Genomic DNA, 22,676 nt, shown 5'->3' with positions numbered 1-22,676 from the left:
CTTCGGGCATGTCGTCAGGGGTGTCGGTGGGATCGGCCAAGGGGCTGCGCCTCTATATCTTGTTGGCGCATGGTCTATCACCCACCGGAGATGGGTTCAACAGGAACGGCCTTCCGGGCGATCGCCCGCGCAACGAATTCAGCGGCTTGCCGCCAGTCGCGGCCGCCGAAGAGACAGGGCCCACAGGACCGACAGCGCGGCCGAGCAGACGGCGTTCCAGCCCGCCATCGACAGACCCAGGAACACGAAGGACGGCTGGTCGCAGCGCACGACCTGCGCCTCGCTCAGCCGCGTCATCAGCTCGGCGGTGGACATGGTGGCGATGTCGCCCATGCCGCCGGTGCAGGCCATGGGGCCTTCCCACCACTGCCACTCGACGCCGACGTGGAAGATTGCGAACGCAGTTGCCGCCAGCGCCGCCAGCAGGCCCACTGCGGACAGCGCCTTTCGCCAGCCGAACGCCAGCACCGCGACACCCACGACGGCGGCCGCCAGATGCGGCCAGCGCTGCAGGATGCACAGCTCGCACGGCGCATAGCCCGCCGCTTGGAACGCAAACGCACCCGCCAGCAGCAGCGCCGATCCAAGGCTCGCGACAAGCGCCAGCCTCCGCGCGGTCAGGCGTTCCAGCATCGACCCGTTCCTATTCCGGCTTCCACGTCACGACGCGGTACAGGTAATACGCGACGATCGCGACCACCACGACCTTCGACACCGGGTCGATCACATCGGCGACACGGCTGTACTGGCTTTCCAAAAGCAGCCCCGCCCCGGCCAGAAGCAGCGTCCACAGAAAGCTGCCCGCCGCCGAAAAGGCGAGAAAGCGCCCCAGCGGCATGCGCGCGATGCCCGCGGGAACCGAGATCAGGGTCCGCACCGCCGGCACCATCCGGCCGAAGAACACGGCCGCGCCGCCGTGGCGCGCGAACCAGCCCTGCGCGGTGTCGATGTCGGACGGCGAGACCGTGAGCCAGCGCCCGTGCCGCCCGGCCCACCGCTTCAGCCGCTCGGACCCCAGCGATCGCCCCAGCCAGAACCACAGCGTGGTGCCCGCCATCGACCCCAGCGTGCCCGCGATCAGCGCCGGCACGAAGGACAGCGCGCCTGTCCCGCACAGATAGCCCGCAAGCGGCATGATCACCTCGGACGGGATCGGCGGTAACACGTTTTCCAGCAGCATCAGCGCGAAGATGCCGGGATAGCCCCAGCCCTCGATCACCGACAGGACCCAGTCGAACATGCGCCATCCCCTCGCGTCAGCCGGACCACGGCGCGGCGCGGTCCCCGCCTGCGTGGATCGACCGCCTTGCGGGGCGCGTCAACCCCACGTAGCCTTTGCGGCGACAGGGTTGACCCGCGCGCGCCCCGCTTGCACGGGCGCGCCGGGACCATCGCACGGCAGATCGAAGGAACGGCAGCATGGAATGGCGCGGACGTCGCGGTAGCAGCAACATCGAGGACAGGCGCGGCATGGGCGTCGGCGGGGCAGGGGGCCTGGGCGTCGTCGGCACCATCGTCGTCCTGGCAGTCGGCTATTTCTTCGGCGTGGATATCACCCCGGTGGTCCAGCAGACGCAAAGCATGCAGCCCGGCGAGGAGCGCGAGCTGAGCCACGCCGAACAGGAAATCGGCCAGTTCGTGTCGGTGGTGCTGGCCGACACCGAGGAAGTGTGGGCCGAGGTGCTGCCCGCGCAGGGCAATACCCAGTACCAGAACCCGACGCTGGTGATGTTCTCGGGCGCGGTCCAGTCCGCCTGCGGCAGCGCGTCGGCCGCGATGGGGCCGTTCTACTGCCCCAACGACCAGCGCCTGTACGTGGACACGACCTTCTTCGACATGATGGATCAGCAGATGGGCGCGGGCGGTGACTTCGCCGCCGCCTACGTCATCGCGCACGAGGTGGGCCACCACGTCCAGAACCAGCTGGGCATCCTGCCCAAGGTCAACCAGCTCCGCTCGCGGGCGAGCGAGGTCGACTCGAACCGGATCTCGGTCATGACCGAGCTGCAGGCCGACTGCTTCGCCGGGATCTGGGCGCGGCAGGCGCAGGACCGTTTCGGCAGCATCGAGCCGGGCGACATCGACGAGGCGGTGAACGCCGCCCGCGCGGTCGGCGACGACATGCTGCAGAAGGGCGCGGGCCGGACGCCGATGCCCGACAGCTTCACCCACGGCTCGGCCGCCGAACGCAGCGAATGGCTGACGCGCGGGATGGAAAGCGGCCAGCTGTCCCAATGCGACACCTTCGCGGGCACGGGGCTTTGAGCCTGTAAGGCGGGATCAGCCCGCGCGTCCGGCCAGTCGTCGACAGTCTTGGCCGGGCGCGCGCGGTGCCGTCGCGGGTCAGCGCATCGGGCGCTGCGGGCGGACGCGTTCCTGCGTGGCCCAGTCGGGCCACCAGCCGAAATGCTCGGCCGTCGCGATCGCGATCGCCAGCACGATCACCGCGACCACCAGCTTCACCCGGCCCTCGGACGGCGGGTTGCGGACCCAGCGCGCCGCGCGCACCAACCAGTTCATGTTGTGAAGCCCTTCATCCCGCTGATAGATTCCGCGGCAGCCCGTGCCGCCGAACGCCCCAGGAAACAGCCCTTTGCCCCATCACGCCGAAACCCGGAACCTGCCCTACACCGCCCAGCAGATGTACGATCTGGTGGCCGATGTCGAACGCTATCCCGAGTTCCTGCCGTGGAACAGCGCCGCCCGGATCCGGTCGCGCCAGCCGCTGCCGGGCGGTGCGGAGGGTGCCCAGGGCGCCGAGGGCGCCGAGGTGATCGAGGCCGACCTTGTCATCAGCTTCAAGGTCTTTCGGGAACGCTTCGGCAGCCGCGTGACCCTGTATCCGGCCCAAAAGCGGATCGACACCGACTATCTCGACGGCCCGTTCCGGCATCTGCACAGCGGCTGGACCTTTGCCGACCGGGCCGAGGGCGGCTGCAGCGTTGCGTTCTTCGTGGATTTCGAGTTCCGCAACCCGATCCTCGGCCGGGTGATCGGGGTCGTCTTTACCGAGGCGATGCACCGCGTCGTGCGCGCGTTCGAGGACCGGGCGGCGAAGCTTTACGGGCAGGGGGGCCGCTAGCAAGCCCCCGTCAGTGCCGCGCGCCCTCCCACAAGGCCGTCTCGTCCGCCAGCGCCTCGCGCAGGCGACGTTCCAGCGCGGGATCAAGCGAGGTGTCTGCCTCGGGCGAGACGTTCATCCGCGGTGGCGCGATCCTGCGCCCCAGCCGTCCGGACAGGAAGGCAAGGCAGGCGTCCATCCCTTCGTAGCGGAACAGGTGATCGACCGGCTCGCGGCCGGGCAGGGGATCCACGAACCAGGACTGCCGCCCGATCCGGGCGTAGGCGGGCTGGTCCGGCGCAAGATAGCCTTCGATGAACTGCCCGAAGGTCACGCGCGCGGTGCTGTCGGCGCGGCCGATCACCTCGTCGCGGGCGTTGTAGCGGTACCAGCTGCGCAGCCTGTCAACAGGCTCGCGCAGCACCGCCACCGTCTCGAAGCGGGGCGCGCCCGCGCGGTCCAGCACCGGGGCCAGGAACCGCTGGAACGCGCGCAGCTCGATATGCTTGAGGCCGGGATGCCCGGTCAGCACTGCCTGCGCGTGCGGCCGCAGCGCCGTTTCCAGCGCGGTCGTGCCGGTCTTGGGGACCGACAATAGGACCAGTCGGGCGTCGAGGAAGGCCAGCATCGCGGGTGATCTTTCGGCTGCGGACAGCGGCGGGTATTGCCCCTGATCGCGTGGAAGCACAAGACGCGGATAGGCAGGCAAAAAGGGGCCGGCGTGGCGCTGACGACGTTCGACAGGATCATCGCGGACCGGGGGTCAACTTACGCGGTCTCTGGCGGGCCGGTCGGATCGGCCGCCGACATCGACGCGGCGCTTGCCGAATTGCGGCGGGTCAAACGCTTCGCCCGCGCGACCCACAACAGCTGGGCCGCGCGGATCGCTAGCGAGAGCATGAAAAACGACGACGGTGAGGCGGGCGCGGGCGCGATCATCCTGCGAATGCTGGAAAGCGAGGGGCTGGACGGCCATCTGATCGTCGTCACGCGCTGGTATGGCGGCAAGCACCTGGGCGGCGACCGCTTCCGCCACGTGATCGGCGCGGTGCGGCATTACCTGGCGGCGCGGGTGCAGGGCAACTGAACGGGCCTTTGCCAAAGCGGATAACCAGTATCAGATTGGCGCGGCATCAGCTTGATCTTGAACATTATCTGGCAAGCATCGACGCAATGCCCGACACGTCGTAACCGGCGGCCGCGGCAGTCCCGATGATTTCTTGGGCCGGCCGCTCGCCGGACTGCGACAGGGCCCAAAGCACCGTCGAGCGATTGCCGCTGCGGCAATAGGCCATTGCCGGCCCTTCGGCCGCCGCCGCCTTGAAGTCGCGGACCATGTCCGCCGTCACCCGGCCCGGATGGAACGGAATGTGGTGATAGGCCATGCCCGCGTCCGTCGCCGCCTGCCGCATGGCTTCGGAATCCTCGTCCGCGCCGACCTCGTCGTCGGGGCGGTTGTTGATGAGGACGCGGAACCCCGCGCGGGCCAGTTCCTGGACATCGGACGGGTGGATCTGCGGCGAGACGGAAAGTGCGGGCGTGAGTTGGCGCAGGTCCATGAAATCTCCTATCGGTCGGCCACAGGATCGCCCGCGAAGGCGATGGGATCAAGCGCCGCTGTCTCTGCGATCAGCGCGGGAAGCGTCGAGAAGTCGTCGAACCCGGCGTGGTGCGGCAGCAAGTTCGTCGGGCCGTGGCGGTAGCCGCCGGTGAACAGCAGCAGCGGCACGCCCGCGTTCCGGGCGCAGTTCGCGTCGAACGCGCTGTCCCCGACAAAGACCGCGCGGGGGTCGCGCGGGTCGCCGCCAAGCGCCTCGATCGCGGCCAGCAGCGGTGCGGGATCGGGTTTCTTCACCGCCAGGCTGTCACCGCTGATCACCGCGCCGAACAGCCGCGTCAGGTCGAAATGATCCAGAACCGCGCGCGTCGCGATCGCCGGCTTGTTCGTGCAGATGCCCAGCGGATGGCCGCGTCCGGCCAGCACCGACAGCGCGTCGGCGACGCCGTCGAACAACCGCGTCAGCTGCGTCGCGTGATGATAGCGCGACATGAACGCCGCCAGCAGCCGCGACCGTTCGGCCGGATCGATCCCCAGTTCGGCCGCGATCTGCGCCCACAGCATCTCGACGCCCCCGCCGATGAAGCTGCGGACGCGGTCCAGCGGCAGCGTCCGCAAGCGAGCCTCGCGCAGCGTGGCGTTGACGGAGGCATGAATGTCGGGTGCGCTATCGACGAGCGTGCCGTCCAGATCGAAGATGACGGGAAGGCGATTTTGCGGTGCAGGCATCATGGCTCCGTCGTTCGAGTGCTTGCCCACGCTTGCCACATCTCGCGGGTAAAGGCACGCCGCGGATCGCATCCGAGCATTACATAATACTGATTATCAACATTACCGATCCACGATCCGCCTCGCGACCCGGATGCCGCGCCGCGCACGCCGCATCCCCTTGTGACCCCTCGCGCGCCTGCTTACATCACCTCAGGCCGATGACGAAGGACCGACCGCCATGCCGATGGAAGCACAGGATATCGAGGGGATGATCCGCGCCGCGTTCCCCGCGGCCACGATCACCATCACCGACCTTGCCGGAGACGGTAATCACTACGCCGCCGAAGTCATCGACGAAAGTTTCCGCGGCCAGAACCGCGTCCAGCAGCAGCGCGCGGTCTATGCCGCGCTCAGGGGCCAGATGGACGGGCCCGCCGGTGCGCTTCACGCGCTGGCGCTGACCACCAAGGCGCCCGACTGACCCCCCTTCCCCGAAAGGACGTATCATGAGCGACGAGTCGCGCACGCAGATCCAGGAAATCATCGACTGCAACGAGGTCGTGCTGTTCATGAAAGGCACGAAGGACGTTCCGCAATGCGGCTTTTCAAGCCGCGTCGCCAGCGTCCTCAACTACATGGGCGTCGCCTTCCAGGATGTGAACGTGCTGTCTGACGAACAGATCCGCCAGGGGATCAAGGATTTCTCGGACTGGCCGACGATCCCGCAGCTTTACGTCAAGGGCGAGTTCGTCGGCGGCGCCGACATCGTGACCGAGATGACGCTGTCGGGCGAACTCGACCAGCTTTTCGACAAGTCGGGCGTGACCTACGACAAGGAAGCGGCCGAACGGATCCGTCAGGCCAACGGCTGACCCCGTGCCATCACGCTGACACGAGAAAGGGCCGCGTTACGCGGCCCTTTTGCTGTCGTTCGGATATGATCCGTCAGTAGTAATCGTCGCTGTCGTAATCGTCGTCGTACCCGTCGTTGGACAGGTCCCGGCGGTCGAAATCATCGTCCTCGTAGTCGTCGTAGTCGTAGTCGTCCTGATGACGCCACGACTGCACGCGGGAAGCGATCGCCACACCGGCCGCAAAGACGGCCAGCAGCGGCGTGATCGTCGCCGCGTTGCTCGACTTGACCGAGTCGAGCGTTTCCTGCGCCTCGGTGAAGAAGCGCGGGGTCAGGCCGACGCGCGAGGCCGCGTTGCTGGCGGCGGTGCGGGTGAAGCCGTGAACCTTGGCCTCTGCCTGGTCCGCGAACTCCTGCGCCTTGGCGGTCACGCCGCCGACGAGGGTGTTCACCCGGTCCTCGACGGTATCGACCACCTCGGTCGCCTTGACCCGCGCCTTCTCCAGCGCCGCGTCGGCGGCAAGGCTGACGCGGGTCTCGACCTCGGCCTTCAGGTCGTCGGTTGTGGGGACAGGGTGCTTGACCTGCCCGCCCCGGCTCATGACGACCAGCCCGATGACGACGAACAGCACCCCGATCGCCAGCGACGCCCAAAGCGGACCCCAACCAAGGGTATCCGCCAGGAACGTCCACAGCGCGGCGAGCAGGAAGCCCGCCCCCAGGAGGATGACCACCCCGCCCGCCACTTTCATGGCGGTGCGGCGGGCAACGTCCGTCAGGGCAAGCTGCATGTTCCTCGCGTAATCGAACATCGGATCAGCGACGCGCCAGGATCAGGCCGACGAGGAAGCCGACGCCCGCCGCGATACCCAGCGCCTGCGCGGGCTTGCGACGGATCATGTCCGAAACTTCGTCGTAATAGTCTTCGGCGTAGTGCGCGACTTCACCGGCTTTCTTCTCGCCGGCGCGGTACAGGCGGTCAGCCTCGCTGCGGGCGCGGTCGGCGTACTCGGCGCCACGCTCGCGCGCGGTGTCCAGGTATTCCTGACCCTTGGCCTTGGCCTGGTCGACGGCGTCAGTCGCGGTCTTCTTCAGGTTGTCGGCGGTCGTCGAATCCGTCGCCTTGTTCCAGGCGTCCTTGGCGTCGCCGGCCAGCTTTTCAGCGCCTTCGCTGATGTCCTTCTTGGCGTCCTTCGCCGTGTCCTTGAGGTCGTTCTTGGCATCCGTGGCGGTGTAGTTGTTGGCCATCGCGATGTTCCTTTCGGTCGGGATGTTGCAAATTGTGCAGACCAACACCGCTTTGTGCCGATTGTTCCCGGAGCGCAGGAAGATTGCCGCGTTTTCATGCAGGTTGGCGGCGGTGGCCGGCACAGGTGCCCTGCGCGAGGCACAGATCGCGCGCTGGTACCCGAGGTCGGACTCGAACCGACATGCCTTGCGGCGGCGGATTTTGAATCCGCTGCGTCTACCATTCCGCCACTCGGGCGCCGTCGTGCGTGACGGGGCGCGGCCCAGCGATAGCGTCTGCCGCCGGGCCGCGCAAGCGTCAGGCCGCGGCGCGGGTCGGGGCCAGCGTCGCCGCGATCGTGGCGAGCCGCTGGCCGTAAAGCCGCGCGGTTTCCATGTCGCCCTCATAGCCTTGATCGGGCGAGGCGTCGGCGCGTGCGATCGCCAGCGCGCCTGCGCTGCCGCCCGACCAGTTCAGGTCGGCGGGCCCGTTCTGAAGCGCGTTCGACGGCATCACGGCCGGCCCCACCCAGACCTGCCCGTGCTGCTGGGACAGCGTCATGAACGCGGCGATCGTCTCGCCCTTGTCGCCCACGGTCGAGGCCGAGGTGGTAAAGCCCCCCGCCACCTTGTCGCGCCACGCCTGCCCCATCCAGCGCGCAGAGCTTGCGTCCGCGACCTTTTTGAACTGCCAGGCGGGCGCGCCCATGTAGGTGGGGCTGCCATAGACGATCGCCTGCGCGTCATCGAGGGCGGTCCAGTCGGCGTCGGTCAGGTCGCCGGTCTCGGGGATACGGATCACGTGTGGGACCGCGCCCGCAAGCCGGACGCCCGTGGCAAGGGCCTCGGCCTGTTTCACGGTGTGGCCGTAGCCGCTGAAGTAGAGGATGGCGATGCTGGTCATGGAATGCTCCGCTTTGACGCCGGACCGTTCCGGCGCGCCTCACGGCATAAGAATGGCTACTTGCTTTCGGAAAGAAAGTAGGCACTATAAAGGAAGTGACTTACCGGGTGAAAAGATATGGACGATGGTTGCGACGGGACGCCGGGCGCATGCCCCGTGGACCGCATGTTTTCGGTCGTGGGCGGACAGTGGACCACCTATCTGATCTGGATTCTGGCGACTGACGGGCCGCAGCGATTCGGCGCGTTCCAGCGCCACCTGCCCCGGATCTCGACCAAGGTGCTGACGGAACGGCTGCGGATGCTTGAACGCGCGGGGCTGGTGGACCGCCATCAAGCGGCCACGATCCCGCCGCAGGTCACCTATTCGCTGACCCCGCGCGGGCAGGAACTGCACGGCGCGATGAACATACTCGGGCAGATCGCGCAGAAGTGGGAAGCTGAAGGCTGGCGCCCCGAGGCGGCCGTCCTCAGGACCGGCTGAGCGCGGGAGCGTTACGCGCCTGCAAGCCGCGCCAGCCGGGCGGCGCGAAGCCGGGCGAAGTCGTCCCCCGCATGATACGACGACCGCGTGAGCGGGGTCGCCGACACCATCAGGAAGCCCTTGCCAAAGGCCGATTTCTCGTAGCCCGCGAACTCCTGCGGGGTCACGAAGCGGTCCACGCGGTGATGCTTGGGCGACGGCTGCAGGTACTGGCCGATGGTGATGAAGTCGATGTCGGCCGCGCGCATGTCGTCCATGACCTGCAGGACGCCCTGCCGATCCTCGCCCAGGCCCACCATGATGCCCGACTTGGTGAACATGGTGGGATCAAGCTCCTTCACCCGCTGCAGCAGCCGCAGCGAGTGGAAATAGCGCGCCCCCGGCCGCACTGTGGGGTAAAGGCCGGGCACGGTTTCCAGGTTGTGGTTGAACACGTCGGGCCGCGCGGCCACGACCTTTTCCAGGCTGCCCGGCACGGACTTCAGGAAGTCGGGCGTCAGCACCTCGATCGTGGCATCCGGCGCGCGGTGGCGGATCGCGCGGATGGTCTGGGCGAAATGATCGGCGCCGCCGTCGTCCAGGTCGTCGCGATCGACGCTGGTGATGACGACGTGCTTCAGCCCCAGCGTCTGGACGGCGTGGGCCACCCTGCCCGGCTCGAACACGTCCAGCGCGTCGGGGCGGCCGGTGGCCACGTTGCAGAACGAACAGCCGCGGGTGCAGATCTCGCCCATGATCATCATGGTCGCGTGGCCCTGGCTCCAGCATTCGCCGACGTTGGGGCAGCCGGCTTCCTCGCACACCGTGGACAGGCGGTTCTTGCGCAGGATGTCGCGGGTGTCCTTGTAACCCTGGCTCACCGGCGCCTTCACGCGGATCCATTCGGGCTTCTTCGGCTGGCTCTGGTCGGGGCGGTGCGCCTTTTCGGGATGGCGGCGCAGGACCGGCACGGGGCTCGCGTCGGCGGCGTCTTGGATCACAGGCTGGTCGGTCATCGACAACGGTCCTTCCCGGACGTTCCGGCATCTGAGCCCTGACGTAATGGTTTTGCGGGGCTTGATCAACGGCGGGTAGGCGGGGCATGACAGGCGCGATGCTGCATTGCGGCAATTCCGCTGCAGCAATCCGGCTGCGGCAATCCGGCCGCGGCGCCAACCGGAAAGGACCAGACATGAAGATCGGTGACAAGCTTCCCGAGGTGAACTTCCAGACCCGCGTCCGGGACGAGGCCGTCGGCGGCCCGAACCCCTACCGCTGGGAAAAGCTGACCACGAGCGACTTCTTCAAGGGCAAGCGCGTAGTGCTGTTCTCGCTGCCGGGCGCGTTCACGCCCACCTGCTCGACCTTCCAGCTGCCGGGGTTCGAGAAGTCGGCGTCGGAAATGGCCGATCTCGGCGTGGACGACATCTACTGCCTGTCGGTCAACGACAGCTTCGTGATGAACCAGTGGGCCAAGTCGCAGAAGCTGGAAGCGGTCAAGGTGATCCCCGACGGGTCGGGCGCATTCACCGACGCGGTCGGCATGATGGTCCGCAAGGACAACCTGGGGTTCGGGCCGCGCTCGTGGCGCTATGCCGCGATCATCGACGACGGCGTGGTCGAGGCGGTGTTCGAGGAGCCGGGCCGCTGCGACGACCACCCCGAGGACCCGTATGGCGAAAGCTCGCCCGAAAACGTGCTGAACTACCTGCGCGAACGCAGCCAGGCGGCCTGACGGCCGCTGGCACGAGGTTGCGAAGGGGCGCCCCGGACGGGCGCCCTTTTTTATTGCAGGCGTTTGCCCATGGTCGAGTTGCGAACCGCGTCAGCCGATCAGGGGCGAGCCGCTGCCGTAGCGTTCGACGTAGTGCCGTTCCAGCCGCATCAGGGCGAGCCGCAGCACGATCTTGCCCGACCGCGCGGACCAGCCCAGCCGACGCTCGGTCATCTCGATCCCTTCGAGAAAGCAGCAGACCCGCAGCACCAGATCGCCCATGCCGGGCCCAAGGTCGCGCAGCGCCACGGCGACGCGGTCCCGCGCACCTTCGGACCCGCCGCCGTGACGGCCGCCCGCGTGGGGCGAGCTGTCGATCCCGGCGGTCATGAAGCGGTCCCAGTTCTGGGTCACGCGCGCGCCCATCTGCGCCAGCTCAAAATCCTCGCGCAGCCGCTCGCCCGCGCCGACGAGGCCCGCGTCGAGGAACGGCTTGCCGTCGGCCCCGCGCCGCCGCGCCAGCACCAGCAGCGGGCTTTCCGCAAGGTTCACCCGCGTGCGCCGCCGCTCGCCGGTCTCGGGATCCTCGATCTCGCGCTCGGCCCAGACGCGGTGTTGGTCGGCGTGGGGGTTTGAGTCGTCCGGTGCCTGCCCGACTGCGTCAGCAGGGCGCGCATGCCCGAACCGCGCCGCCCCTTCGGCAAACCCGGCACCTGCGGCCCGGTCGGCCGGATCGGCCTGCACGGGCTGCACGGGCTGGGCATCCGCAAAGTCGTGATGCCCCGGCAGCGTGCGCCCGCGACCCGCGATGAGGGTCTTGAGCGCCGCGCGGCCCGCCGGCGTGATGGCGTGGCGGGTGATGCGGCCCCCCTGCGACAGCGCGACCCAGCCCATCAGCGCCAGCCGCTCGGCCAGGCCCCGGTCCAGCACCGCAAGGCGGATGTCGTCCCGCATCACGATCGCCTTTTCCATCCCCGCCGCGACCGCCATGACGGCGCGCGGCTCGGCCAGACGGCGCAGGATCCGGCGGGCCTGGTCCAGTTCGTTGCGCGTCCAGTCGCCCGGCTGCGGCCGCGCGTTGCCGGCGCGGTCACCGCCAGCGCCCGCGCAGGGGTCGGGTCCGCGGCTGCGGTCCATCGCCCCGTCCAGCAGGGGATCGTCGCGCCGCTGCTCGAACCGGCGGATGCGGCGCAGGATGGTCGAGGCGTGGCAGCCCGTCTCGCGCGCGATCGCCCGGATGGATTCGCCGCCCTCGACATGGCGCAGGTAAAGCCGCGCGTCGGCTGGCAGGCCGACGGGCAGCATGGTCGAGTTCGCGGCGGGCCGCGCCATGACGGCGGTCCCGAGCGTCGCCGTCATGGCGCCGCCAAGGCTCCCCGAGAAGATCGCCCCGTGCCCGGCGGCCATGTGCCCCGGCGGGCAGGCGGCCGGGTCCGCGGGGTTGACGGCGTTCAGGCCCTGGGGCGTGGCAGCGCCCCCGGTCACCGGCAGCTGGACAGGCTTTCTGGATTGGCTGGCCGCCCCGGTGGCGTCGATCCCGGTCCCGGTGAAATCGGGCAAGGTGGGGATCGGCGCGCAGACGCTGAAGTCGGCCGACAGGATCGTCATGGTTGTCTTCCCTCGCATCGCTTGATGCCGCTGCACCCCAGGTTGCAGGCGGCAGTCGGGTAGTGACCCTCGACCTGTCGATAAGGACAGGCCGCAGTCCAGATGCGTGGTTATTTGCTAACAAATCCTAAAGTTTCGTTGCCCCGCCGTGCGGCGCATCGGGTGGTAACGCAACGGGCGCCTCGGTGCAGCAATCTGCCGTCATCGACACCCCGCCCGCATACCGGAGCTTGCCGCCATGACCTGCGACAACATCATCGCCTTTCCCGTGACCCCCGCCGACCGGGACCCCGCCGTGCCGCTTGGCCCCCTGCGCCGCCCGGCGCTTCTGATCCGGGCCGCGCGGCTGGGCCTGCCGCATTGGCGGCGTGGCCGCGATCTGCCCAAGCTTTTGAAAAGCGAAATGGTTCCCGGCCCGGGCAAGTCGCTCGACCTGTTGCGCGGCCTTGAACAGGCGCTGAACGACGCCCGGGTCCAGGGGGCCGCCGACTATGACCTTCAGCGCCACTTGGGCCTGCTGATCGCGATACTGGCCGAGGCACGACTTGCCGCGGCACCCGTCGCCAAGCCGCGCCTCGGACTGGCGGTGTGACCGTCCTAAGCCCGCGCGGCCTGTCGCCCTACCGGCCGCGCGACCAGGAACCAAGGACGCCGCGCACGAGCGCCTGCCCCGCCTTGGTGCCGATCTGGCGGGCAAGGCTCTTGCCGAACGCGGTCGCGATCGAATCGCTTTGCGACCGGCGCGCGGGCGCCGCGCCGCGCCGGGTGCGGGGGGTGGCATAGCCGTCCTCCTCGTCCGCCCGGTAGCGGCGGCCGCGCGTGTGCCGTTCCGGCTCGCCCCGGTCGGGACCATCGTCGGCGCGATCGTCGTCGTCGAAGCCGCCGCGATCCCTGCGCCCCCTGCCCTCGTCCATCCGGAACAGGTCGTCCTCGCCGCGACCATCGGTTGCGCGCCCGTCGCCACCCCGCCGCGCGTCGCTCCCCCGCGCGTGCCCGGCCGCGCCAGCGTCCGCCGCCTCGGTCGCCCGCGCGACCAGCATCTCGCGCGCCGACTCGCGGTCCAGCGCCTTGTCGTATTTCAGTCCCAGCGCCGAGGCGCCGACGATCCGCGCGCGCTCGGCATCCGCAATCGCCCCCAATTGCGACAGCGGCGGACGCACCAGCGTGCGCTGCACGATCCCGGGCACCCCCTTCGGTTGCAGGAACGAGGTCACGGCCTCGCCCGTGCCGACGTTCTGGATCGCCTCGGCGGTGTCGAAGTCGGGGTTGGGGCGATAGTTCTCGGCGGCCATCCGCAGCGCCTTCTGGTCCTTGGCCGTGAATGCCCGCAGCGCGTGCTGGACCCGGTTGCCGACCTGGCCCAGCACCGTCTCGGGGATGTCGGCCGGGTTCTGCGAGATGAACCAGACGCTCACCCCCTTGGACCGGATCAGCCGCGCGACCTGCTCGACCTTGTCCACCAGCGCGTCGGGCGCGCCGTCGAACAGCAGATGCGCCTCGTCGAAGAAGAACGCGATCCGCGGCTTTTCGGGGTCGCCCACCTCGGGCAGCTGCTCGAACAGTTCCGACAGCAGCCACAGAAGGAACGTGGAATACAGGCGCGGCGACTGCATCAGCCGGTCCGCGGCCAGGATGTTGACCACGCCCTTGCCCGACGCATCGACCCGCATCAGGTCCGAAAGTTCCAGCGCGGGTTCACCGAACAGCCGCGCCCCGCCCTGCGTTTCCAGCACCAGAAGCGCGCGCTGGATCGCCCCGATCGACGCCGCCGAGACATTGCCGTAGCGCAGCCGCAGGTCGGACGCGTTCTCGCCCACCCAGACCAGCATCGCCTGAAGGTCGGCCAGGTCCAGAACCGCCAGCCCCTGTTCGTCGGCGACGTGGAAGGCGATGTTCATCACCCCCTCCTGCGCGGGGGTGAGGTCCAGCAGCCGCGACAGCAGCAGCGGCCCCATTTCGGCGGGCGTGCTGCGGACCGGGTGCCCTTTTTCGCCGAATACGTCCCAGAAGGTGACGGGGAACGACTGGTAGTCGAGCGTCACGCCGATCGTCGCCGCCCGGTCGGCGAAGGGCTGGACCAACTTGGGATCGGCCCCGCCCTTCAGCGCCATGCCGGCAAGGTCGCCCTTCACGTCGGACAGGAACACCGGCACCCCGGCCAGCGACAGCGATTCGGCGAGCGTTTGCAGCGTGACCGTCTTGCCGGTGCCGGTCGCGCCCGCGATCAGACCGTGGCGGTTGGCGTATTTCAGCAGCATCCGCTCAGGGTTAGCATGCCCTTCGCCGCAGCCGCCGACATGGATGGTGCCGCCTTCCAGGTCCACGATCCGCGAAACGGTGGCCGGGGTTGCCGCAGGCGGCGCGGCCGCAGGTGCCTCGGGCGAGGCGCGGGTGGGCAAAGGCGGCGGAACGGCGGGCGGCTGGTCGGGCGGCAGATCGGCAGGCATGGCGGTCCTCGGGATTGCGGGCACGATTTCGGGCGGGTTCGCGTCGCGGGCCAGCTTACAGGCAAGCGGATACGGTTCCAGCCCGATCGCGCCGCGGCGGGCAGCGCGGATTTCCGACGGCCGCGCCTGCAAACGTCTCAATTGACGCAACGGGACGCCGCGCCTAAAGTGCGACACAATGATGACCGGCCAGTCCGGCAGGGATGGAAAACGGAAAGGATCGCGGCGTTCGCGGTCCTTCTCCGTTTGCGCCGCACGGCACCGGACAGCCCGCCGCTGACCGCGAACGCAAAGGTGAAGCGCCGCCGCCGGGCCGAGACTGACAAGCCGGCAAGCGCGTGCTAGCAACCCTGCCGAGACATATCTAGTCAGAAGGATACGACATGGCTTATCGGATGTCCGTCGCGCTTGCCGCGGCACTTCTTGCCGGGGTTCCGGCCGGTTCCGCGCTGGCGCAGACCACGCCCGATCCGGCGACCGCGTCTGCGGCCACGCCTGCCCCGACCTCTGCGACCCCTGACGCCGCCCCCGCCGCGACGACCCCGGCCGAACCCGCCGCCCCTGCGACGCCGGCACCTGCAACGGACGCACCTGCAACGGACGCGCCCGCAACCGACGCCACGGCCGCCCCTGCGGCCACCGATCCCGCCGCCCCTGCCCCGGCGGGCATTCCCGACACCGCGGCGACCACCACCGCCCCTCCCGGCGAGCCGCCGGCGGGCACGTTCTACACCAAGTCCACGCACACCGACTGGACGCTGCGCTGCATGAAGACGCAGGACGGCAACGATCCGTGCGAGCTCTACCAGCTGATGAAGGACGAGCAGGGGTCCGCCGTCGCCGAAATCTCGGTCATCCCCTACAAGGGCGAGGCGGCCGCGATCCTGAACTTCGTGGCGCCGCTGGAAACCGACCTCGGCGCCGGGCTGGGCCTGCAGGTGGACAGCGCCAAGGCCGCGAAATACCCGTTCATGGTCTGCGCGCCGATCGGCTGCATCTCGCGGATCGGGATCAGCCAGGCCGAGCTTGACGGGTTGAAGCGCGGCTCGCAGGCGACCGTGAACCTCGTCCCGTTCGGGTCCGAGGCCGAGAAGGACGCGGTGCGGGTCAACATGTCGCTGAAAGGCTTCACCGCCGGGTTCGACGCGGTGACGGCGGCACAGGCCGCGGCCCCCGCAGCGACGCCCGGCGCGGCGGCACCCGCTGCACCGGCGGCACCGACGAACTGAGCGGTTTTCACGCGAACGAGAAAGGGGCCGCTCTGGCCCCTTTTTTCATGCGCCCGTGCCCGCGCCGCGCCACCGATCGGGAATTAGTAAAGGGGGCCGCGCGCCCCCCTTTCCGGTTTCGGGACGAACGCCGCGCTCAGTCGGCGGCCTCGTCGATCGGCAGCGCCACGAACCGGGGATCGCCGCCGCGGCGGATCAGCAGCAGGACCGAGTTGCGCCCCGCCTCCTTCGCCTCGTCGATCCGCGCGCTCAGGTCGCGCAGCGTCTCGACCGGCTGCTGGCCCGCCTCGGTGATGATGTCGCCCGCGTTCAGGCCGCGCTCGGACGCGACGCTGGCGGGATCGACGGCCTCGATCACCAGGCCCTTCATGCCTTCGGGCGCGTCGAGGCTCTGGGCAAGCTCGGGCGTGAGCGGCGTCACGCTGAGCCCCAGCACGTTCTCGGGCGACGTCTCGGCGCCCCCGCCCGGGCGGTCGGTCCCGGCGGCATCGGCCTCGGCGTCCTCGCGGCGGCCAAGCGTCACGTCGAGATCGCGTTCCCGGCCGTCGCGGATGACGGTCAGCGTCACGGCCTCGCCCACCGGCGCGTTCGCCACGCGGCGGGTCAGGTCGCGCGAATCCGCGACCTCCTGCCCCTCGAAGCGCACGATCACGTCGCCCGGTTCGATCCCGCCATCCTGGGCCGGACCATCGGGCACGTCGGTCACAAGCGCGCCGGTCTCGTTGTCGCGCCCGAGCGAATCGGCGATTTCCGGGCTGAGGTCCTGGATCATCACGCCCAGCCAGCCGCGCCGCGTCTCGCCGAACTCCTCAAGCTGGTCCACGACGTCGCTCACGACGTTCGACGCCATCGAGAAGCCGATCCCGATCGACCCGCCGGTCGGCGACAGGATCGCGGTGTTCACCCCGATGACTTCGCCCTTCAGGTTGAACAGCGGCCCGCCCGAGTTGCCCCGGTTGATCGCCGCGTCGGTCTGGATGAAGTCGTCATAGGCCCCGGTCAGCGCCCGGCTCTTCGCCGAGACGATCCCCGTGGTGGCCGAAAAGCCCTGCCCTAGCGGGTTGCCGAGCGCCAGCACCCAGTCGCCGACGCGGGCATCGTCGCTGTTGCCGAACGCCACGAACGGCAGCGGGTTCGGCGCCTCGACCTTGAGAACGGCGATGTCGGTGTTCTCGTCGGTGCCGATCACCTTCGCGGCCAGGCGGCCGCCGGAATAGAACTCGACCTCGATCTCGTCGGCGCCTTCGATCACGTGGTTGTTGGTGACGATCAGCCCGTCCGCCGACACCACGAAGCCCGAACCGAGCGCGGTCGAGCGCTGTTCCGTCGGCGCGCCGAAGGGCTGCTGGCCGGGCGGTGCGCCCGGAAAGCCGAAGTCGCGGAACATGTCGCCGAACGGGCTGCCTTCGGGAAAGGCCGGGCCCTGCTGGGTCGGGCGCGACACGACGGCGCTGGTGGTGATGTTGACGACCGCCGGGCTGACCTGCGCCACGAGGTCGGCGAAGCTTTGCGGCATCACGCCTGCGGGCACGTTGGCGGCCGGCGCGTTCAGCGGCTGGTTGTCGTTCGCGGCCTCGGGGATCTCGCCCGTCTGGGGGGCGTCGGGGACGACCGTGGTCTCGGGCGGCGTGACGGGCTGGCCGGTTTCGGCGCGCGGCGGGGCGGGGTTCGCGGGGCCGGGCGCGGGCTGCTGGGCCATGGCCATGGGGCTGAGCGCGAGGGTGATTGCAAGCGCCGAAGCCGTCAGCCGGAAGCTATCGAGTGGGCTTTTCATTCGGTTCTCCATGACAGGTGCCGCGTCGATGCGGCATGACGCCCGTCTTGCGTGAAGATAGCCCGCCACGGCCGCTTGACCAGCGGACGCGCAACCTTGTGAATGGATCGCCGGGTCAAAGGCTCTTGGGTAACGAAAAAGGGACCGAACGGCCCCCTTGTCGCATCCCGGCGGGCGACCGGCCCCGTGCGGTGGGGCCGGTGAAGGTTCAGTTCGCGGGCGCGGCCGGGGTCGAAGCGGCCCCCGCCACCGGCGCAGGGATCGGCGTCGTCGAACCCGGCGCCGTCGTGGTCGCGGGCGTCTGCACTGCGGCACCCGTTGCGGAGGCGGCCCCGGCAGGTTCCGGCGTCGTCGCTGTGGTTGCCGCGCCGGTTCCGGTCGCTGCCCCGCCAACGGATGCACCAGCGGCCGCACCTGCAGATGCGCCCTCGGGTGCGGCGTCGTTCAGGTAGCTGAAGAACTCCCCGTCCGGGCGCAGCACGATCGAGCTGTTCGTCGATTGCAGCGCCCGGTCATAGGCCTGCATCGACCGCGTGAACGAGAAGAACTCGGAATCGCGCCCGAATGCGTCGGCATAGATGGCGTTGCGCTGCGCGTCGGCCTCGCCGCGCACGACCTCGGCCTGGGCGCGCGCCTGCGAGGTCAGTTCGACCACCGTCCGGTCGGCGGCCGCGCGGATCCGCTGCGCGGCCTCGCCGCCCCGCGCGCGCTCGTCCGCCGCTTCCCGCTCGCGCTCGGCCCGCATCCGCGCATATGTCGCGGTCAGGTTCTGCTCGGGCAGGTCGGTGCGGGTCAGGCGCACGTCGATGATGCTGACGCCCAGCGACTGCGCCTCTTGCCGGGCCAGGTCGCGGATCTGGTTCATCAGCGGCGTCCGGTCCTCGGACAGGACCGTGGTCGAGGGGACCGAGCCCAGGACGGCGCGGATCGCGTTCGTCAGGATCCCCTCGATCCGGCTTTGCGCCTGCTCGATCCCGCCCGAGCCGACGGCGCGGCGGAACTGCGCCACCTCGACGATCTGCCAGCGGGCGAACGCGTCGACCACCAGGCGGCGGTCGTCCAGCGGCGTCACCTCCATCGGGTCGGTCTGCAGCCCAAGGATGCGGGCGTCGTAGGTCACGACGGTATCGACCAGCGGCAGCTTGAGGCCGAGGCCCGGTTCCTCGCGGACGTGGATGACCTCGCCAAAGCGGGTGACCAGCGCCTTTTCGCGGACATCGACGATATAGACCGAGGTCATGGCAAGCACCGCCACGACGATGACCAGCGGAAGCGCGATCATGGAAAGGATGCGGCTCATCAGTTACCCCCGGTCGCAGGCGTGGTGGCCGTCGGGCGGCCCGTCAGGTTCGGCGCGGGCTGCGCTGCGGGCGCGGAGCCCGACCGGCGCAGCTGGTCCAGCGGCAGGTAGGGCACGACGCCCTGCCCGCTGCCGTCGCCGTTTTCGTCAAGGATCACCTTGTCCACGCGGCCAAGCACGCGTTCCATGGTTTCCAGGTACATGCGCTTGCGCGTCACGTCCGGCGCCTTGACGTATTCCTCGTAGATCGAGTTGAAACGCGCCGCCTCGCCCTGCGCGTTGTTGACCGCCTCGGCGCGATAGGCTTCGGCCTGTTCGGCCAGCGCCGCGGACTGGCCCCGCGCCTCGGCGAGGACGCGGTTGGCATAGGCGTCCGCTTCCTTGGTCAGGCGGTCGCGTTCCTGCTGCGCGGCCTGCACGTCGCGGAAGCTGTCGATCACGTCCTCGGGTGGGTCGACCTGGCCAAGGTTCACCCGCAGCACGTCGATGCCCGACTGGTAGATGTCGAGCGTCTGCTGGATCTGCAGCGCCGCGTCGGTCGCGGTCGCGCCGCGGTTGCGGCTCAGCAGCGGCGAAAGCTCGTTGCGGGCGACGATGTCGCGCATCGCCGATTCCGCGACCGCGCGGACCGTGCCCTCGGGGTCGGCCAGGTTGAACAGGTATTTTTCGGGGTCGGCCACGTTCCAGACGACCTGGTACTGCATGTAGATGATGTTCTGGTCGCGGGTCAGCATCAGGCCGGTGTCGGTCTCGTCCTCGCGGGTGCCGATCTCGGTCGAGCGTTCGCGCGTCACCGGCACGACCTGATGGGTGACGAAGGGCCAGGGCGCGAAGTTCAGGCCCGGCTCGCCAACCTGGTAGGGGCTGCCGAACAGAAGCTCGACCGACCGTTCCTCGGGCGCGACGGTGTAGAAGCTGCCAAGCACCCACAGCACCGCCGCGCCAAGGGCGAAGATCCCCCAGGTCGAGCGGTTGAGCGCGCGGTTGGGCAGCATCGGCCGACGGGGACCGCCGTTCTGCCCGCCATTCTGGTTGCCGCCGCCGTCCTTGCCGCCCATCAGGACGCGCAGGCGTTCCTGTCCCTTGCGGACGAGGTTGTCGATGTCCGAGTTTCCGCCCCCCGCCGGGGGCCGGTTGCCGCCCTGCGGGGGCTGCTGGCCCGACTGGCCCCAGGGACGGGGCGGGGTCTGGGGCGGTTGCTGCGAAGGCGGCGTGCGCGGGGGCGCGGTCCGGGGCCGGTCACGGTCGCCGCCGCCCTGCCCGGCATTGTTGCCGCTGCCGCCGCCGTTCGCACCCTTGTTCGCGCCGTCGTTGGCGTTTCCGTTCCCGTCGCCGTTGCCGGGCCCTTCTGGATCCCTGTCCTTGTCGCCTCCGCTGCCGCCGCCCCAGGGTCCCTGACTTGCCATCCCTACCGCCTTGTCCTGCCTTTGAAGATTATCGTTCGATCCGGTTCGTAACTGGTGCCGCGCGGCCTGATTTCAAGCGTTTCGCGGACCGCCTGCGACCTCAGGCCGCGCTTGCGTCGCGGGCCTTGTGGCTAGGCCCCGCCCGGCGCACCGGCAGGCGCATCGTCACCAGTTCCTCGGCAAGGGTCGGGTGGACCGCGACGGTCAGGTCGAAATCCTCCTTCGTGGCGCCCATGCCGATGGCGACGGCGGCCAGCTGGATCATCTCGCCCGCTTCGGGGGCGAAAATGTGGCAGCCCAGCACTTTGCGGGTGCTTTCGCAGACGATCAGCTTGGTCAGCGCCTGAAGCTGCGACCCGGCGAACAGCGACCGCATGGGGCGGAACGTCGCGGCATAGACCTCGATGTCGCCGCGCTCGGCCGCTTCCTCTTCGGTCAGGCCGACGCTCGCCAGCTCGTGCGGGCGGGTATAGACCGCGCTTGCGACCAGGGTGTGATCGACGTGACGGGGATGGTTGCCGAAGATCGTGTCGGCGAAGGCGTGCCCCTCGCGGATCGCGACGGGGGTCAGGTTCACGCGGTCGGTGACGTCGCCCACGGCAAAGATCGACGGCACGTTCGTCTGCGACCACTTGTCCACGACGATCTCGCCGCGCTTGCCCAGCGTGACGCCCGCGTCCTCCAGCCCCAGCGCGGCGGTGTAGGGATGGCGGCCGGTGGCCAGCATCACCGCGTCGTAGCGGTCGGTCGTGCCGTCGCCGAAGGTCGCGCGCACGCCGCCGCCTTCGCCGCCTTCGCCGTCGCCATCGCGGTCCAGCCGCTGCAGCTGCACCTCCATCCTGAGGGTGATCCCGGCATGTTCCAGCTGGTGCGTCACCATCTCGCGGCCCTGGTGGTCGAACCCGCGCAGCACCAGATCGCCGCGGTGGGTCAGCGTGGTGTCGCAGCCGAGACCGTTGAGGATGGTTGCGAATTCGCAGGCGATGAAGCCGCCGCCCACGACCAGCACCTTGCCGGGCAGCCGGTCCATCACGAACAGGTCGTCCGAGATCATCGCCAGATCGTCGCCCGGGATGCCCGGCAGGGTCGGGCGGCCGCCGGCGGCCACAAGGATGTGGGCGGCGGTCTTGACCGTGCCGTCCGCCAGCTCGACCGAATGCGGGTCGCGGATGCGCGCGCGCTGGTGGTGGATATCGACGCCCGCCGTTTCCAGCCCGCCCTGGTAGATCCCTTCCAGCCGCGACAGCTCGTCATGCAGCTTGGCGCGGAAGGTCGGCCAGTCGAAGCGGCCCGCCTGCGCGTCCCAGCCAAAGGCGCGCGCCTCCTCGGCCGCGTGCGGCGCTTCGCAAGCATAGATCATCAGCTTCTTGGGCACGCAGCCGCGGATGACGCAGGTCCCGCCAAGGCGGCTTTCCTCGGCCAGTCCCACGCGGGCGCCGTGCTGGCTGGCCGCGATCCGCGCGGCGCGCACACCGCCAGAGCCGCCGCCGATGACGAAAAGGTCGTAGTCGAAGGTCATGCGGCGTCCTCTCGGGCAAGTTCGATGACTGAGCCGTCGGGGCTGCCGATCAGGGCCGTGTCGCACAGGCCGAGAAACAGCCCGTGTTCGACGACGCCCGGGATCGCGGCAAGCCCCGCGGCCAAGGTTGCGGGGTCGTGGATCAGGTCCAGCGACAGGTCCAGGATGACGTTGCCCTCGTCGGTGCGCATCACCGCGCCGTCGCGCTGGCGCAGCAGCATCGGGCGCTGGCTCAGGTCCTGGCCGTCCAGCAGGCGCTGGATGTGGACGCGGGTCGTTTCCAGCCCGAACGGGACCACCTCGACCGGCAGGTGAAAGGCGCCCAGCGTCTCGACGACCTTCTGCGGATCGGCGATCACGACCATCCGGTCGGACGCGGCGGCGACGATCTTTTCGCGCAGATGCGCGCCCCCGCCCCCCTTGATGAGATTGAGGTCGGGGTCGATCTCGTCCGCGCCGTCCAGCGTCAGGTCGAGCCAGCCGATCTCGTCCAGTTCCTCGATCTTCATCCCCAGATGCTCGGCCAGTTCGCAGGTTGCGCGCGAGGTGGCGGCGCAGCGCAGGCGCAGCCCTTCGGCCCGCACCCGCTGCGCGAGGCGCTGGACCATGAACACCGCCGTCGATCCGGTGCCGAGGCCAAGGCGCATCCCGTCCTCGACCAGCGCCACCGCCGCCCGCGCGGCCGCGTCCTTGGCCATGTCCGAGGGGCTGAGGTCTGATGCGGGGTTGTCGGGCATGGCGCGGCTCCGGCTGCGGGATCGTTCGCGCGACATATAGGCTAAGTTGCCGCCGGGTTCGAGAGGAAGCGCCCGCTTTGCCGCCCCGTCGCCGGGTGGTGGGGGACGGGCCGCCGGGCCGCAGGGCCTGTGGTCAGCTCCCGCTCTTCGCGCCGTGCGCCCCGGC

26 protein-coding genes and 1 tRNA gene are annotated in these 22,676 nt (G+C 69.5%); 9 read left to right on the top strand and 18 right to left on the bottom strand.

What is annotated here, in order from left to right:
* Nucleotides 1-138 precede the first annotated feature (138 nt).
* Complete coding sequence (locus FNF32_RS05325; protein ID WP_131673772.1) at nucleotides 139-633, bottom strand: disulfide bond formation protein B; 495 nt, start codon at nucleotides 631-633, stop codon at nucleotides 139-141.
* A gap of 10 nt (nucleotides 634-643) precedes the next feature.
* Nucleotides 644-1,240: a DedA family protein gene (locus FNF32_RS05320; protein WP_131673773.1), complete on the bottom strand. Its 597-nt coding sequence runs from the start codon at nucleotides 1,238-1,240 to the stop codon at nucleotides 644-646.
* A gap of 179 nt (nucleotides 1,241-1,419) precedes the next feature.
* On the opposite strand from FNF32_RS05320, the gene ypfJ reads away from it, so the two are divergent.
* A complete protein-coding gene (gene ypfJ / locus FNF32_RS05315; RefSeq protein ID WP_131673774.1) occupies nucleotides 1,420-2,265 on the top strand; it encodes a KPN_02809 family neutral zinc metallopeptidase in 846 nt (281 codons plus the stop codon).
* 78 nt (nucleotides 2,266-2,343) lie between these two features.
* On the opposite strand, the gene FNF32_RS15270 is transcribed toward ypfJ, so the two are convergent.
* Nucleotides 2,344-2,520, bottom strand: a complete 177-nt coding sequence (locus FNF32_RS15270) for a hypothetical protein (protein WP_185961859.1) — start codon at nucleotides 2,518-2,520, stop codon at nucleotides 2,344-2,346.
* Nucleotides 2,521-2,593: 73 nt separating this feature from the next.
* Here FNF32_RS15270 and FNF32_RS05310 point away from each other — a divergent pair, with 73 nt between their 5' ends.
* Nucleotides 2,594-3,082, top strand: a complete 489-nt coding sequence (locus FNF32_RS05310) for a type II toxin-antitoxin system RatA family toxin (RefSeq protein WP_131673775.1) — start codon at nucleotides 2,594-2,596, stop codon at nucleotides 3,080-3,082.
* Nucleotides 3,083-3,092: 10 nt separating this feature from the next.
* Here the strand turns inward: FNF32_RS05310 and FNF32_RS05305 are convergent, their stop codons facing one another.
* A complete protein-coding gene (locus FNF32_RS05305; protein WP_131673776.1) occupies nucleotides 3,093-3,689 on the bottom strand; it encodes a gamma-glutamyl kinase in 597 nt (198 codons plus the stop codon).
* Nucleotides 3,690-3,788: 99 nt separating this feature from the next.
* Here FNF32_RS05305 and FNF32_RS05300 point away from each other — a divergent pair, with 99 nt between their 5' ends.
* A complete protein-coding gene (locus tag FNF32_RS05300) occupies nucleotides 3,789-4,148 on the top strand; it encodes a YigZ family protein (RefSeq protein WP_131673809.1) in 360 nt (119 codons plus the stop codon).
* A 64-nt stretch (nucleotides 4,149-4,212) separates the two neighbouring features.
* On the opposite strand, the gene FNF32_RS05295 is transcribed toward FNF32_RS05300, so the two are convergent.
* Both FNF32_RS05295 and gph read right to left on the bottom strand, forming a co-directional pair.
* The gene (locus FNF32_RS05295) at nucleotides 4,213-4,620 is read right to left on the bottom strand and encodes a TIGR01244 family sulfur transferase (protein ID WP_131673777.1); all 408 of its coding nucleotides are present in this window, start codon (nucleotides 4,618-4,620) and stop codon (nucleotides 4,213-4,215) included.
* An 8-nt stretch (nucleotides 4,621-4,628) separates the two neighbouring features.
* Nucleotides 4,629-5,351, bottom strand: coding sequence for a phosphoglycolate phosphatase (gph, locus tag FNF32_RS05290; protein ID WP_246087696.1), 723 nt, complete (start codon nucleotides 5,349-5,351; stop codon nucleotides 4,629-4,631).
* Between the two features lie 217 nt (nucleotides 5,352-5,568).
* Here gph and FNF32_RS05285 point away from each other — a divergent pair, with 217 nt between their 5' ends.
* Complete coding sequence (locus FNF32_RS05285) at nucleotides 5,569-5,811, top strand: BolA/IbaG family iron-sulfur metabolism protein (protein WP_131673778.1); 243 nt, start codon at nucleotides 5,569-5,571, stop codon at nucleotides 5,809-5,811.
* A gap of 25 nt (nucleotides 5,812-5,836) precedes the next feature.
* Complete coding sequence (grxD, locus tag FNF32_RS05280) at nucleotides 5,837-6,202, top strand: Grx4 family monothiol glutaredoxin (protein ID WP_131673779.1); 366 nt, start codon at nucleotides 5,837-5,839, stop codon at nucleotides 6,200-6,202.
* A 73-nt stretch (nucleotides 6,203-6,275) separates the two neighbouring features.
* On the opposite strand, the gene FNF32_RS05275 is transcribed toward grxD, so the two are convergent.
* The 4 genes from FNF32_RS05275 to FNF32_RS05260 all read right to left on the bottom strand — a co-directional run bounded on the left by FNF32_RS05275 (nucleotide 6,276) and on the right by FNF32_RS05260 (nucleotide 8,314).
* Nucleotides 6,276-6,995: a phage holin family protein gene (locus FNF32_RS05275; RefSeq protein WP_131673780.1), complete on the bottom strand. Its 720-nt coding sequence runs from the start codon at nucleotides 6,993-6,995 to the stop codon at nucleotides 6,276-6,278.
* 4 nt (nucleotides 6,996-6,999) lie between these two features.
* Nucleotides 7,000-7,431: an ElaB/YgaM/YqjD family protein gene (locus tag FNF32_RS05270; protein WP_131673811.1), complete on the bottom strand. Its 432-nt coding sequence runs from the start codon at nucleotides 7,429-7,431 to the stop codon at nucleotides 7,000-7,002.
* 154 nt (nucleotides 7,432-7,585) lie between these two features.
* Nucleotides 7,586-7,669, bottom strand: a tRNA-Leu gene (locus FNF32_RS05265).
* A gap of 60 nt (nucleotides 7,670-7,729) precedes the next feature.
* The gene (locus tag FNF32_RS05260; RefSeq protein ID WP_143796504.1) at nucleotides 7,730-8,314 is read right to left on the bottom strand and encodes a flavodoxin family protein; all 585 of its coding nucleotides are present in this window, start codon (nucleotides 8,312-8,314) and stop codon (nucleotides 7,730-7,732) included.
* Nucleotides 8,315-8,479: 165 nt separating this feature from the next.
* On the opposite strand from FNF32_RS05260, the gene FNF32_RS05255 reads away from it, so the two are divergent.
* Complete coding sequence (locus tag FNF32_RS05255) at nucleotides 8,480-8,797, top strand: winged helix-turn-helix transcriptional regulator (RefSeq protein ID WP_246087702.1); 318 nt, start codon at nucleotides 8,480-8,482, stop codon at nucleotides 8,795-8,797.
* An 11-nt stretch (nucleotides 8,798-8,808) separates the two neighbouring features.
* Here the strand turns inward: FNF32_RS05255 and lipA are convergent, their stop codons facing one another.
* Nucleotides 8,809-9,792, bottom strand: coding sequence for a lipoyl synthase (gene lipA, locus FNF32_RS05250; protein WP_131673782.1), 984 nt, complete (start codon nucleotides 9,790-9,792; stop codon nucleotides 8,809-8,811).
* A 176-nt stretch (nucleotides 9,793-9,968) separates the two neighbouring features.
* Here lipA and FNF32_RS05245 point away from each other — a divergent pair, with 176 nt between their 5' ends.
* Nucleotides 9,969-10,511, top strand: coding sequence for a peroxiredoxin (locus FNF32_RS05245; RefSeq protein ID WP_131673783.1), 543 nt, complete (start codon nucleotides 9,969-9,971; stop codon nucleotides 10,509-10,511).
* 90 nt (nucleotides 10,512-10,601) lie between these two features.
* On the opposite strand, the gene FNF32_RS05240 is transcribed toward FNF32_RS05245, so the two are convergent.
* Nucleotides 10,602-11,849: a DUF6456 domain-containing protein gene (locus FNF32_RS05240; protein WP_425467889.1), complete on the bottom strand. Its 1,248-nt coding sequence runs from the start codon at nucleotides 11,847-11,849 to the stop codon at nucleotides 10,602-10,604.
* A gap of 487 nt (nucleotides 11,850-12,336) precedes the next feature.
* On the opposite strand from FNF32_RS05240, the gene FNF32_RS05235 reads away from it, so the two are divergent.
* Nucleotides 12,337-12,690, top strand: a complete 354-nt coding sequence (locus FNF32_RS05235; protein WP_221930660.1) for a DUF6477 family protein — start codon at nucleotides 12,337-12,339, stop codon at nucleotides 12,688-12,690.
* A 28-nt stretch (nucleotides 12,691-12,718) separates the two neighbouring features.
* Here FNF32_RS05235 and FNF32_RS05230 read toward each other — a convergent pair whose 3' ends face one another.
* Nucleotides 12,719-14,356, bottom strand: a complete 1,638-nt coding sequence (locus tag FNF32_RS05230; RefSeq protein WP_185961865.1) for a helicase HerA-like domain-containing protein — start codon at nucleotides 14,354-14,356, stop codon at nucleotides 12,719-12,721.
* A gap of 572 nt (nucleotides 14,357-14,928) precedes the next feature.
* Here FNF32_RS05230 and FNF32_RS05225 point away from each other — a divergent pair.
* Nucleotides 14,929-15,774, top strand: a complete 846-nt coding sequence (locus FNF32_RS05225; RefSeq protein WP_246087695.1) for an invasion associated locus B family protein — start codon at nucleotides 14,929-14,931, stop codon at nucleotides 15,772-15,774.
* Between the two features lie 136 nt (nucleotides 15,775-15,910).
* On the opposite strand, the gene FNF32_RS05220 is transcribed toward FNF32_RS05225, so the two are convergent.
* The 5 genes from FNF32_RS05220 to rpiA form a co-directional block, all read right to left on the bottom strand.
* The gene (locus FNF32_RS05220) at nucleotides 15,911-17,548 is read right to left on the bottom strand and encodes a DegQ family serine endoprotease (protein WP_425467888.1); all 1,638 of its coding nucleotides are present in this window, start codon (nucleotides 17,546-17,548) and stop codon (nucleotides 15,911-15,913) included.
* Nucleotides 17,549-17,756: 208 nt separating this feature from the next.
* Entirely contained in the window at nucleotides 17,757-18,848 is a 1,092-nt protein-coding gene (gene hflC, locus FNF32_RS05215) for a protease modulator HflC (RefSeq protein WP_131673784.1), read from the bottom strand.
* A complete protein-coding gene (gene hflK, locus FNF32_RS05210; protein WP_131673785.1) occupies nucleotides 18,848-20,254 on the bottom strand; it encodes an FtsH protease activity modulator HflK in 1,407 nt (468 codons plus the stop codon). The genes hflC and hflK overlap by 1 nt, the downstream gene beginning before the upstream one ends.
* Nucleotides 20,255-20,354: 100 nt before the next feature.
* The gene (gorA, locus tag FNF32_RS05205) at nucleotides 20,355-21,773 is read right to left on the bottom strand and encodes a glutathione-disulfide reductase (protein ID WP_131673786.1); all 1,419 of its coding nucleotides are present in this window, start codon (nucleotides 21,771-21,773) and stop codon (nucleotides 20,355-20,357) included.
* Entirely contained in the window at nucleotides 21,770-22,510 is a 741-nt protein-coding gene (gene rpiA / locus FNF32_RS05200; protein WP_131673787.1) for a ribose-5-phosphate isomerase RpiA, read from the bottom strand. The genes gorA and rpiA overlap by 4 nt, the downstream gene beginning before the upstream one ends.
* Nucleotides 22,511-22,676 lie beyond the last annotated feature (166 nt).

It is taken from the genome of Paracoccus marinus, assembly GCF_007018965.1.
Taxonomy (GTDB): domain Bacteria; phylum Pseudomonadota; class Alphaproteobacteria; order Rhodobacterales; family Rhodobacteraceae; genus Paracoccus; species Paracoccus marinus.
The sequence above is the reverse complement of the archived record's forward strand: the minus strand, read 5'-3'. Positions and strand labels throughout refer to the sequence as shown.

What these genes read in the sequence shown, in the direction of transcription:
- gorA (WP_131673786.1), bottom strand. Translation starts at nt 21,773, where the DNA reads ATGACCTTCGACTACGACCTTTTCGTCATCGGCGGCGGCTCTGGCGGT.
- FNF32_RS05245 (WP_131673783.1), top strand. Translation starts at nt 9,969, where the DNA reads ATGAAGATCGGTGACAAGCTTCCCGAGGTGAACTTCCAGACCCGCGTC.
- FNF32_RS05255 (WP_246087702.1), top strand. Translation starts at nt 8,480, where the DNA reads ATGTTTTCGGTCGTGGGCGGACAGTGGACCACCTATCTGATCTGGATT.
- hflC (WP_131673784.1), bottom strand. Translation starts at nt 18,848, where the DNA reads ATGAGCCGCATCCTTTCCATGATCGCGCTTCCGCTGGTCATCGTCGTG.
- FNF32_RS05225 (WP_246087695.1), top strand. Translation starts at nt 14,929, where the DNA reads ATGGCTTATCGGATGTCCGTCGCGCTTGCCGCGGCACTTCTTGCCGGG.
- FNF32_RS05320 (WP_131673773.1), bottom strand. Translation starts at nt 1,240, where the DNA reads ATGTTCGACTGGGTCCTGTCGGTGATCGAGGGCTGGGGCTATCCCGGC.
- FNF32_RS15270 (WP_185961859.1), bottom strand. Translation starts at nt 2,520, where the DNA reads ATGAACTGGTTGGTGCGCGCGGCGCGCTGGGTCCGCAACCCGCCGTCC.
- rpiA (WP_131673787.1), bottom strand. Translation starts at nt 22,510, where the DNA reads ATGCCCGACAACCCCGCATCAGACCTCAGCCCCTCGGACATGGCCAAG.
- FNF32_RS05325 (WP_131673772.1), bottom strand. Translation starts at nt 633, where the DNA reads ATGCTGGAACGCCTGACCGCGCGGAGGCTGGCGCTTGTCGCGAGCCTT.
- FNF32_RS05285 (WP_131673778.1), top strand. Translation starts at nt 5,569, where the DNA reads ATGCCGATGGAAGCACAGGATATCGAGGGGATGATCCGCGCCGCGTTC.
- FNF32_RS05260 (WP_143796504.1), bottom strand. Translation starts at nt 8,314, where the DNA reads ATGACCAGCATCGCCATCCTCTACTTCAGCGGCTACGGCCACACCGTG.
- gph (WP_246087696.1), bottom strand. Translation starts at nt 5,351, where the DNA reads ATGATGCCTGCACCGCAAAATCGCCTTCCCGTCATCTTCGATCTGGAC.
- hflK (WP_131673785.1), bottom strand. Translation starts at nt 20,254, where the DNA reads ATGGCAAGTCAGGGACCCTGGGGCGGCGGCAGCGGAGGCGACAAGGAC.
- FNF32_RS05295 (WP_131673777.1), bottom strand. Translation starts at nt 4,620, where the DNA reads ATGGACCTGCGCCAACTCACGCCCGCACTTTCCGTCTCGCCGCAGATC.
- FNF32_RS05235 (WP_221930660.1), top strand. Translation starts at nt 12,337, where the DNA reads ATGACCTGCGACAACATCATCGCCTTTCCCGTGACCCCCGCCGACCGG.
- FNF32_RS05270 (WP_131673811.1), bottom strand. Translation starts at nt 7,431, where the DNA reads ATGGCCAACAACTACACCGCCACGGATGCCAAGAACGACCTCAAGGAC.
- lipA (WP_131673782.1), bottom strand. Translation starts at nt 9,792, where the DNA reads ATGACCGACCAGCCTGTGATCCAAGACGCCGCCGACGCGAGCCCCGTG.
- FNF32_RS05305 (WP_131673776.1), bottom strand. Translation starts at nt 3,689, where the DNA reads ATGCTGGCCTTCCTCGACGCCCGACTGGTCCTATTGTCGGTCCCCAAG.
- FNF32_RS05230 (WP_185961865.1), bottom strand. Translation starts at nt 14,356, where the DNA reads ATGCTGCTGAAATACGCCAACCGCCACGGTCTGATCGCGGGCGCGACC.
- FNF32_RS05240 (WP_425467889.1), bottom strand. Translation starts at nt 11,849, where the DNA reads ATGACGGCGACGCTCGGGACCGCCGTCATGGCGCGGCCCGCCGCGAAC.
- grxD (WP_131673779.1), top strand. Translation starts at nt 5,837, where the DNA reads ATGAGCGACGAGTCGCGCACGCAGATCCAGGAAATCATCGACTGCAAC.
- FNF32_RS05220 (WP_425467888.1), bottom strand. Translation starts at nt 17,548, where the DNA reads ATGAAAAGCCCACTCGATAGCTTCCGGCTGACGGCTTCGGCGCTTGCA.
- FNF32_RS05275 (WP_131673780.1), bottom strand. Translation starts at nt 6,995, where the DNA reads ATGTTCGATTACGCGAGGAACATGCAGCTTGCCCTGACGGACGTTGCC.
- ypfJ (WP_131673774.1), top strand. Translation starts at nt 1,420, where the DNA reads ATGGAATGGCGCGGACGTCGCGGTAGCAGCAACATCGAGGACAGGCGC.